At 68.1% G+C, this 9,666-nt stretch carries 11 protein-coding genes; 5 read left to right on the forward strand and 6 right to left on the reverse strand.

Annotation, left to right across the window (positions count from 1 at the left end; genetic code table 11):
• Positions 1-527: HAD-IC family P-type ATPase (locus LQV45_RS11725; protein WP_230007184.1), on the forward strand; the 527-nt coding region annotated here is incomplete at its 5' end.
• A 26-nt stretch (positions 528-553) separates the two neighbouring features.
• On the opposite strand, the gene LQV45_RS11730 is transcribed toward LQV45_RS11725, so the two are convergent.
• Positions 554-826: a DUF2277 domain-containing protein gene (locus tag LQV45_RS11730; RefSeq protein WP_028277626.1), complete on the reverse strand. Its 273-nt coding sequence runs from the start codon at positions 824-826 to the stop codon at positions 554-556.
• A gap of 117 nt (positions 827-943) precedes the next feature.
• A complete protein-coding gene (locus LQV45_RS11735; protein WP_230007191.1) occupies positions 944-1,897 on the reverse strand; it encodes a DMT family transporter in 954 nt (317 codons plus the stop codon).
• A gap of 240 nt (positions 1,898-2,137) precedes the next feature.
• Between LQV45_RS11735 and LQV45_RS11740 the strand changes: the two genes are divergently transcribed.
• On the forward strand, positions 2,138-2,680 hold the full coding sequence (locus tag LQV45_RS11740; RefSeq protein WP_230007185.1) for a CGNR zinc finger domain-containing protein: 543 nt from the start codon (positions 2,138-2,140) through the stop codon (positions 2,678-2,680).
• 98 nt (positions 2,681-2,778) lie between these two features.
• Here LQV45_RS11740 and LQV45_RS11745 read toward each other — a convergent pair whose 3' ends face one another.
• From LQV45_RS11745 to LQV45_RS11755, 3 genes are all read right to left on the reverse strand, one after another.
• A complete protein-coding gene (locus LQV45_RS11745; RefSeq protein WP_230007186.1) occupies positions 2,779-3,141 on the reverse strand; it encodes a hypothetical protein in 363 nt (120 codons plus the stop codon).
• Positions 3,142-3,224: 83 nt separating this feature from the next.
• On the reverse strand, positions 3,225-3,818 hold the full coding sequence (locus tag LQV45_RS11750; protein WP_230007187.1) for a hypothetical protein: 594 nt from the start codon (positions 3,816-3,818) through the stop codon (positions 3,225-3,227).
• A 114-nt stretch (positions 3,819-3,932) separates the two neighbouring features.
• Positions 3,933-5,288 carry an MATE family efflux transporter gene (locus LQV45_RS11755; protein WP_230007188.1) on the reverse strand — a complete coding sequence of 452 codons (1,356 nt, stop codon included), beginning with the start codon at positions 5,286-5,288 and terminating at the stop codon, positions 3,933-3,935.
• Positions 5,289-5,437: 149 nt separating this feature from the next.
• Here LQV45_RS11755 and LQV45_RS11760 point away from each other — a divergent pair, with 149 nt between their 5' ends.
• Together LQV45_RS11760 and LQV45_RS11765 are read left to right on the forward strand one after the other, a co-directional pair.
• Positions 5,438-5,872, forward strand: coding sequence for a DoxX family protein (locus tag LQV45_RS11760; protein WP_028277632.1), 435 nt, complete (start codon positions 5,438-5,440; stop codon positions 5,870-5,872).
• A gap of 166 nt (positions 5,873-6,038) precedes the next feature.
• Entirely contained in the window at positions 6,039-7,013 is a 975-nt protein-coding gene (locus LQV45_RS11765; protein ID WP_230007189.1) for an acyl-CoA thioesterase, read from the forward strand.
• Between the two features lie 10 nt (positions 7,014-7,023).
• Here the strand turns inward: LQV45_RS11765 and dnaB are convergent, their stop codons facing one another.
• Positions 7,024-8,409 (reverse strand): replicative DNA helicase, encoded by a 1,386-nt coding sequence (dnaB, locus tag LQV45_RS11770; RefSeq protein ID WP_018775337.1) that lies wholly within the window; start codon positions 8,407-8,409, stop codon positions 7,024-7,026.
• Positions 8,410-9,238: 829 nt separating this feature from the next.
• Between dnaB and LQV45_RS11775 the strand changes: the two genes are divergently transcribed.
• Positions 9,239-9,666, forward strand: a 428-nt coding sequence (locus LQV45_RS11775; RefSeq protein WP_230007190.1) for a hypothetical protein, incomplete at its 3' end; no start/stop codon positions are given.

Raw genomic sequence — 9,666 nt, forward strand, 5'->3', positions numbered from 1 at the left:
CCGGTTCCGCGGCCGCAGTTACCCGGCTCCGGGAGCTCGGGCTCCGGCCGATCCTGCTGACCGGCGACAACGCCACTGTGGCTGCCCAGGTGGCGGCCGCCGTCGGGATCAGCCCGCGCGACGTCTTTGCCGGTGTGCTCCCGGCGGGCAAGGTTGAGGCCGTGCGGACGCTGCAAGCGGCCGGCGCCACTGTGACCATGGCCGGGGACGGCGTTAACGACGCCGCGGCGCTGGCGCAGGCGGACCTGGGCATCGCCATGGGCTCCGGCACCGACGTCGCCATCGAGGCAGCCGATCTGACGGTGATGGGCAACGACCTCGGACAGGTGGCGCAGGCGATCGAGCTTTCCCGCCGGACGCTCGGCACCATCAAGACGAACCTCTTCTGGGCCTTCTTCTACAACGCCGTGGGCATCCCGGTGGCGGCCCTGGGCCTGCTCAACCCGATGATCGCCGGCGCCGCCATGGCCGCCAGCTCGGTGCTGGTGGTGGCCAACTCGCTGCGGCTGCGCAGCTTCGGAAAGTAGTCAGGCCTTAGGCCGGACGCCCCGCCTCAGGCCGCGCCATAGCGGATGGCAGCCCTGGCTTTGGCTTTGGCCGCTTCCTCCCCGCGGTCCTTTGCCGGGGCGTGGGTCACCAGGGAGTCGAGGAGGTGCTGCGTCGCATGGGCAATCTCATGCACAGCCCGGTTGAAGGCCTCCTCGTTGGCCTTGGACGGCTTGGTGCTGCCGCTGATCTTGCGCACGTATTGCAACGCGGCGGCCTCCACCTCTGCGGTGGTGGCGTGGGGTTCAAAATTGTGGAGGGTCCGGATATTTCGGCACATATCTCCATGCTAAGGGCCTTGTGGTGATTGAGGCAGGGTTAGGCGCGTTGTGGGCTGTCGACCGATTGAGATTCCTTCGGCCCGGGAACGAGATGCCCGGGCCGAACGGACAACCGACTACGGCACGGGCTCGCAGTCGTTCGCGTGGTCCAGCGCTGCCGCGCCGGTGCCGGACGGGGCCCGGAGCTCGTCCAGCCGGACCAGCACCACCCCGCCGACGATCAGCAGCCCGCCCAGGAGCTGGATGGGTCCGGGCAGTTCGCCGAGCAGCAGCCACGCCCAGATGACGGCGAACAGCACCTCGGTGAGCGAGACAAAGGACGCGACTTTCGAGCCGAGTGCCCGGGCGGCGACAATTCCGGACACGTACGCCACCACCGTGGCCAGAACCACGAGGCCGCCCAGCGCCACCCACCACGGGGTGATCCAGGCCCCCAGGCGGGTGTCGGCCGTGCTGAAGGCCATCGGCAGCAGCCCGGTTGCCGCGGCAAGCCACATGACGATGGCGCCCACCATGAGCCCGCCGGAAGCCAGCAGGATGGGCGGCAGGGTGTCGTTTTCCTTGGCCGTGATGAAGAAATAGATGGCCAGGCACACCGCGGCCGCGATCCCCCACAGCACCCCGATGAGGTCGACTTTGACGGCCCCGGTGAGGTCCAGGACCAGGATCAGCCCGCCGAGGGACAGGAGAGTGCCGGCAATGGTCAGTGGCCGCGGCCGTTTCCGGCTGGCGGCCCACAGCCAGAGGACGATCAGCACCGGCGCCAGGTACTCCAGCAGCAGGGCGACGCCGACCGAGAGCCGGGATACGGCGTTGAAATAGAACAGCTGGCAGGCGGCGACGCCGATGAATCCGAACAGCAGCACGGTCAGCCAGTTGTCCCGGAGCTGGTGCCAACGCCCGCGCAAGGAGGGAATGGCGAAGACGGCCAGAATCAGGGCCGCACCGGTAAGCCGGGCCGTGACGGCCGCCCCGGGAGTCCAGCCCGTTTCCAGGAGCGCCTTGGCGAATGATCCGGAGAGCCCGAATACCGCGGACGAAAACAGGGCGACGCCCAGGCCCGATGCCATGAACCCGGATGGTGCGGCGGCCGGCGTGGTGCTCTGCCTGGCGGCCTGCTTGCCTCCCCGTTTGCCTTCGAGTTTGCTTCCCTGCGGGGTGCCGCCCGGTTCGGAGGCAGACCGCTGGGCGGCTAGGTCTCGGACCGGCGTGGCGACGGGGCGCTGGGGGGCAGACACGGGCATTCTCCTGTCAGGAGTAAAGTAGGGTTATGCTCATGACATTACGCCCCGGCAAGGTAAGGAGTCAAGATGGTTTTTGCCCCTGACACGGAAGTTGCCCTGCGTTCTGTGGTCAACCTCATCAACACCGCGGCCAACGGTGAGGAACATTTGGCCACGGTCAGGGATCTGGATGCCTTCCTGGAGGCCGAGGGCTTCACCGGTTCCCGCACCCGGGACGGGGCCGAGCTGGCCAGCGTGCGGCGGCTCCGCGGCGAGCTCGCCGAGCTCTGGCAGGCCGAGGAGTCGGCAGCCGCGGGAACCGTGAACCGGCTGCTCCGGGAGGCCCGGGCGCTGCCCCAGCTGGTCAAGCACGAACCCTGGGACTGGCACCTGCACGCCACCACCCCGGAGGCGCCGCTGGCCGACCGAATGAGTACGGAGGCGGCCATGGCGATCGTGGACGTGATCCGCAGCAAGGAAATGGACCGCCTGCTGGTGTGCGCCGCGGACGACTGCGACGCCGTCGTGCTGGACCTGAGCCGCAACCGTTCGAAGCGCTACTGCGACACGGGAAACTGCGCCAACCGCGCGCATGTGGCCGCGTACCGGGCCCGGAAAGCCGCGTCCTGACGCCGAGGGTGCCGGCGGGAGGGGCCCGCGGTGTCGGGCCCCGCTGTCAGGCCGGCCTGTCGGGCCTCACCGTGGGGCCACGCTGCTAGGCCTCGTTGCTAGGCCTGCGGGCCGCTGTCACGGGAATCGCCGGGGCCGGCCTCGGGCCGGGGCTGCGCTGACGGGCCGCCATGGCCGGAGGGCGTGCGCTTGGAACTGAGGTTGACGCCGGAACCCTTCCCCAGGTCAGCGGGATTCTCCTTGTGGCTCATGGCCAGCATGGCGGCCACCACCAGGGTCACAATAAAGGCGATGCCGGCACCGGTGAGCGCCAGATCGAACCGGGGCGAGCGGGCGCTGCCGCCCGAGGCGAAGATCAGGACGCCGAAGAAAACCACCACGGCCCAGAACGCGGAGAACATGAGCGGTCCCTTGACCGAGGTCCGCAGGCTGCGGGGCGCTCCGGGTTTCTGCTGTGCCAAGGTGTTTTCCTCCTGCAGCCCGCGCAAATAGCGTGGCTGTCTTGTTACCGCAATTGTTCTACGCCGGGTAGAACCTGTCGGTACTAGTTTACGGCCTCCGCGGAATCGCCCGGAGCATCATGGCGCAGGGTCAGTCCGGACAGCATCCACAGGACGCCGGAGATGATGGCCCCGCCGCCGGCAACGCCGAGGAGGGCGTGCGGGCCGAGGCCGATGAAGAACGGCAGCGCGATCGCAGTGCCCAGTCCGATCACGCCGGAGGCGATCCAGTCACGGGCCAACACGGACCGGCCGCGGCCACGAATGCCCGCGAACAGCTCCGCGGCGCCGGCCACGCCCAGGCCCAGGGCCGCGATGGTTCCGAAGACGAGCGGGGCGGGGAGCAGGGCCACGGCCGCGCCGGCTCCGGCCAGGGCTGCCCCGCCGGCGGAAAGGACTCTGCCAGCGCCTTCCCGCGGGGGGAATCCGGTCTTGGGTACGGTCCAGATCATCACCACACCGGTGGCCAGCAGGTAGAGGCCGCCGGCCCAGCCCATGCCCGATTCTGGCGGCGCCGCCCAGAACACGGTGACCGCGCCAAACACGAGCGCGACGGCCGCCCTGACAAGCACGGGCTTGAAGAGGTCGGCCGCGGCGCGGATGGCAGGGGTCGCGTCAGGCGCTGCGGGAAGAGTCACCCGTCCAGTTTAGTGTGAAGCCGCCGCTTCGCACGCCTGCCGGAAGTACCCGCCCAGTGCGGGCCCGGCGGCGGTTCGCGCCAGGTGCGCGCTCGGCACGCGCCCAGCCCGCACTCACCGCGCGCCGAGCACCATCCACCGGTCCGTCCTGGCCCGGAGGCCCAGCGTCAGCGCCCGCGCCGCCATGTAGCCGAGTGAGAACGCCGCCCACAGCCAGAGCAATCCCGCGCCGGCACCGGCGCCGGAATACAGCACGGCCAGCAGCAGCGGCAGGTAGGCAGCGAGGTTGACGACGCCGGCGATCGCCAGGTAGCGGGCGTCGCCCGCGCCGATGAGGACGCCGTCAAGGACGAAGACGTACCCGGCCAGCGGCTGCCCGGCGGCGAGCACCCAGAGGGCGAGGGTGAGTGCCGCCCGGACTTCGGCGTCGGGTGTGAAGAGGGCGCCCGCCCACGGTGCCGCGGCTGCCAGAAGGATTCCGGTCAGGACGCCGAAGCCCACCCCCCACCGGGTCATGGTGCGCGTCAGCGCGCGTGCCGCCACCGCCCGGGCCGCGCCGAGTTCCTTGCCGATCAAGGCCTGGGCCGCGATCGCGAGGGCGTCGAGGGCGAAAGCGAAGAACGTGAAGATGGTCATGGCCAGCTGATGCGCGGCGAGATTGACCGGCCCCTGGGCGGTGACCACCACCACCGTGGCGAGAATTGCGATCCGCAGGCTGAGCGTACGCAGCATCAGCCAGGAACCCACCCCGGTCAGGGCCCGGATGCCACGCCAGTCCGGCCGCAGGGACACCCCGTGGTTGCGGGCGTTGCGCCGGACGATCAGCACATAGACGGCCGCCATGGCCCACTGCGCGATGCTCGTGCCCACGGCCGAGCCGGTCACGGACCAGCCCAACCCGTAGACGAGGACCAGGTTCAGCGCGATGTTCAGCGTGAAACCCGCGGCGGCGACGATCAGCGGGGTCCGGGTGTCCTGGAGTCCGCGCAGCACCCCGGTGCCCGCGAAGATGAGCAGCATCGCCACGAGGCCGGGCATGGACCCGCGCAGGTAGTCCACGGCAAAGGCATGCACCTCGCCGTCGGCGCCCATCAGGTCCAGGAGCGGGCCCGCGGCCAGGAACCCGGCGACCGCAAGGGCGAGTCCGAGCAGCAGCGCCAACCAGATGCCGTCGCGCCCGGCGGCGAGGGCTTTGGCCAGCTGGCCGTTGCCGATGGCCCGCGCCACTGCCGGGGTGGTGGAGTAGGCGAGGAACACCATCAGTCCGACTGCCGTGTGCAGGACCGCCGATGCCAGCCCGACGCCGGCCAGTTCGGCCACGCCGAGATGGCCCACAATGGCCGAATCCGCGAGCAGGAACAGCGGCTCGGCGATCAGGGCGCCGAAGGCCGGCACTGCCAGGCGCAGGATTTCCCGGCGCTGCCCGGTAGTCGGCGGCGGGGCGGTGGACAGCGGCGGGGAAGGTTGCACGCGTTAACCCTAGCCGGGCCACCGAATCGACCCAGCGCGTCATTTAGTTGACATTTCAACTAAATATCCGGAAGACTGGATCTTGAACGCAACCGAAGCCGCGGCGGCTGAGAGCCGCGACGCCCCCTACTTACGAAACGGTATTTCCCATGAACCAGCCCGCCCTGACCACCTCCGCCCGAACCATCCTGCGCGTCATCGCCGGCTTCCTTTTCGCCGCCCACGGCTGGCAGAAGTTCAACGAATTCACGATCGCAGGCACCCAGGCCGCCTTCACCCAGATGGGTGTTCCGGCAGCCCAGGCCGTGGCTCCCGTCGTCGCGACCCTCGAGCTCGTCGGCGGTGTCGCGCTGATCCTGGGCGTGCTCACCCGCGTGTTTGCGGTCCTCCTCGCACTGGACATGCTCGGCGCCCTGTTCATGGTCCACGCCTCCGCCGGCGTCTTCGTCGCAACCGGCGGCTATGAACTCGTCCTGATCCTGGCGGCCGCCGCTGCAGCCGTGGCCCTCGTAGGTGCGGGCAAGTTCTCCGCCGACCGCGCCCTCTTCGGCCGCGCCGACTCGAAGCTCCGCGTCCTGGCCTAAGGCATCCACGGCATAGCTCACGGCCTGGAGCGCGCCGGCGGGCGGTCACCTTTTGGTGGCCGCCCGTCGTCGTGTGTCTCCGGGTTATGGCGTGGTTGTGGCCTGCAGGAGAGCGATTGTGTCGCCGGCCGGCCGCGCCTGCCGGGCCAATCCGTAAACTCACAATATGAGCGAGAACGCGCCCAATTCCGTGACCCTGCGCTTCCTGGCGGCCCCCACCGATGTCGGCCACAGCGGCTCGGTCGACGCCGGCACCGTGCTCGAGTGGGTGGACAAGGCGGCCTATGCCGCCGCCGTCGGCTGGGCAAAGTCCTACTGCGTGACGGCCTACGTGGGGAACATCCACTTCGCGGACCCGGTCAACAGTGGCGACATGGTGGAGGTCGAGGCCACGATCGTGTACACCGGGCGGTCCTCGATGCACATCCGGACCGTGGTGTCCTCGGGCGATCCGAAGGGCGGCCCCGCCACCATGCGGAGCCAGTGCATCGTGATCTTCGTGGCCGTGGGCGCGGACGGCAAGCCCATACCGGTGCCGCAGTTCGTCCCTGAGACGCCGGACGAAATCGAACAGCGGGACCACGCGCTGGCCCGGATCAAGGTCCGCGAGGACATCGTGGAGGCCATGAGCGGACAGGAATATACCGACGCCGGCACGGCCGAGAGCGTGGTGCTGCGGTTCATGGCCGCGCCCACGGACGTGAACTGGGGCGGCAAGGTGCACGGCGGCATCGTCATGAAGTGGATCGACGAGGCTGCCTACGTCTGCGCCTCCCGCTACTGCGGCAAGGACACCGTGGCCGTATTCTCCGGCGGCGTGCGGTTCTACCGGCCGCTGCTGATCGGCCACGTCGTAGAGGTGGAGGCCCGTCTGGTCTACACCGGCACCAAGGGCATGCACATCGCCGTCCACGTCCGCTCCGGAGACCCCAAGGGGCGCGAGCTGAACCTGACCACATACTGCCTGACGGTCATGGTCGCCCGCGACGAGACCGGCACCTCGGTCCCGATTCCGCAGTGGGTGCCGGTGTCAGCGGAGGATATCCGGCTGCACTCCCACGCCCGCGAACTGCTGGAAATCCGCGGCCGGGCCCCGGGGAACCGGCTGCCCAACCACCTGCTCGCGGCCCGCGACCACTAGCCGGGCGGGGCTAGAAGCCGCCGCCACCGCCGGCGTCGGCGGCCATGTTGGCAAACCGCGAGTAGTGGCCCTGGAAAGCCACCACAATGTCTTTTGTGGGGCCGTTACGGTGCTTGGCGATCAGGATGTCCGCCTCGCCCGCGCGCGGGGACTCCTTGTCATAGACGTCTTCGCGGTGCAGCAGGATCACCATGTCGGCATCCTGCTCGATGGAGCCGGATTCGCGCAGGTCCGAGACCATGGGGCGCTTGTCCTGGCGCTGCTCGGAGCCACGGTTCAGCTGCGACAGCGCGATCACCGGCACCTGGAGTTCCTTGGCCAGGAGCTTCAGGGCACGGGAGAACTCGGAGACTTCCTGCTGGCGGGATTCCACCTTCTTGCCCGAGCTCATGAGCTGCAGGTAGTCCAGGATCACCAGCTTGAGGTCATGCTGCTGCTTCAGGCGCCGGCACTTGGCCCGGATCTCCATCAGCGACATGTTGGGGCTGTCATCGATGAACAGCGGCGCATCGTTCATCCGGCCCATGGTGGTGGCAATCTTGGACCACTGCTCGTCCTTGATGGTGCCCTTGCGGAGGTCCTGGAGACCGATCGTGGCCTCGGCGGACAGCAGGCGCATGGCGATCTCGTTGCGGCCCATTTCGAGGGAAAACATGACGGTCGCAAGGTTGTTCTTGATGGCGGCCGAGCGGGCGAAGTCCAGCGCGAACGTGGACTTGCCGACGGCCGGGCGGGCGGCGATTACGATCATCTGGCCGGGATGCAGGCCGTGGGTGAGTTCATCGAGCTCGTAGAAGCCGGTGGGTACACCCACCATGCCCTCGCCGCGGTGGCCGGAGGCCTCGATCTCGTCCACGGTGGATTCCATGACGTCCTTGAGGACCACATAGTCCTCGGCGGTCCGGCGTTCGGCGACGGCGTAGACCTCGGCCTGGGCCTGGTTGACCAGGTCTTCGACCTCGCCGTCCTGTCCGTAGCCGAGCTGGACGATCTTGGTGCCGGCGTTGACCAGGCGGCGCAGCACCGCGCGTTCGCCCACGATTTCAGCGTAGTAACCGGCGTTGGCCGCCGTGGGGACGGTCTGGATGAGTTCGTGCAGGTAGGCGGGTCCGCCGATCCTGTTGATTTCGCCGCGCTTGGTCAGCTCGTCCGAGACGGTCACGGCGTCCGCGGGCTCGCCGCGGCCATAGAGGTCGATGATGGCCTCGTAGATGGTTTCGTGCGCCGGACGGTAGAAGTCCTGGCCACGCAGGATCTCGACGACGTCGGCGATGGCGTCCTTGGACAGCATCATGCCGCCCAGGACTGACTGCTCCGCGGGGATGTCCTGCGGAGGCTTGCGGCTGCCCTCGGCTCCCCGCGTACCCTCGACTGAGTCCAGATGCGTAACTGACAAAACTGCCGTCCTTCATTGTGTGCCGTGGCGGATGTCCGTTCGCCGCGGCGCGTAAGCACTGCGCCTTATGCCCAATGCCCTCGTACCCAGTGCCTCAAGGCCAAGCACCGTATCCCGGCGGGTCAACGCCCAGCCGCTGCGGTGCTCAACGGCCGTGATGCCGAACTGCTGTCATTGCGGAGCTGTGATGCGTACCTGCTGTGTTGCCGAACTGCTGTGATCCCGAACTGCTGTGTTGCCGAACTGCTGTGATGCGGGCGGCAAAACCCGGCACATGCCGGCCGCTCTATTCTTACCAGTCAGCTCCGACAGTTCGCGCCGGACCAGCAACCGCCGTTATCCACAGTGCTGGTGCGGCCGCAGGGCGCCGGATCCCGGAGCCGGTGTCCTGGTGGGCACCATCCGGCGACCGCAGGTTTTTCCGCTTCCCACGCCCGATATCCTGCTACGTTATCCGCCGCCGGGGCAGGCACCAACCCGGCCGCTCCGCTGCCCTGTGGATAACCTGTGCACTAGTGCCTGATGCTTGTGCACAGTCTGTGGGTAGAGCTGTGGATAGAAAAAAAGTTAAGCCTGTAATCAGTGCTTGACCTGCGGAAATGTTGCATTCATCTTGTGGACACAAAACAATTTCCGCCAAGCTTCATCCACAGCCTGCACCCTGGAGCTGGGGATACGATGCGGCACAGGAGGCCACATTTGCCGCCCGATACGCACATTTTGTGACCGGATTCATTCCCGCCGAGCCGAATTGACGCCAGCAGCGGCGCACTGTACGCGAGGTGCGGAACATGCTGTGGATAACCGCAATCTGGCATAAGCTCTAATCATGGGCGATGTACTGATAGTCATGTTGCCTGCCCTCATCCTCGCGGCGGTGCTCTGGGCGGCGGTCACGGCGTTGAAGCCGCGGAACCACGGCATCTCAGATGCCGAGCGTTACCAGCAGGAACTGGCGCTCAAGTCCCAGGCCCACTACGCGGCACAGGTCCGGGCTGCCGAGGCCTCCCGCGCCCGGATTGAAGCTACCACGCGCCCCAGCCAGAACTCCCAGCAGCAATCGCAGCAGGCCGACCACGCCCGCTCCGCCCTTTTGGGCCGGGACAGCTCCGGCCACCAGGATGCGTTGTCCGCCATTGGACACCTGAGCCCACAGCTCCTCTTGCAGCTCCAGTCGCTGGCCCACGACGGCCACAAGACGAAGGCCGTCCGGCTGCTGCGGCAATCGACGCGCTCGGACCTGAAGACCGCAAAGAA

The organism is Microbacterium sp. Bi128 (assembly GCF_918698205.1).

Excerpts from the sequence above, each read along its gene's own strand:
- LQV45_RS11730 (WP_028277626.1), bottom strand. The coding sequence starts at position 826 with ATGTGCCGAAATATCCGGACCCTCCACAATTTTGAACCCCACGCCACC.
- LQV45_RS11735 (WP_230007191.1), bottom strand. The coding sequence starts at position 1,897 with ATGGCATCGGGCCTGGGCGTCGCCCTGTTTTCGTCCGCGGTATTCGGG.
- LQV45_RS11740 (WP_230007185.1), top strand. The coding sequence starts at position 2,138 with ATGGTTTTTGCCCCTGACACGGAAGTTGCCCTGCGTTCTGTGGTCAAC.
- LQV45_RS11760 (WP_028277632.1), top strand. The coding sequence starts at position 5,438 with ATGAACCAGCCCGCCCTGACCACCTCCGCCCGAACCATCCTGCGCGTC.
- LQV45_RS11765 (WP_230007189.1), top strand. The coding sequence starts at position 6,039 with ATGAGCGAGAACGCGCCCAATTCCGTGACCCTGCGCTTCCTGGCGGCC.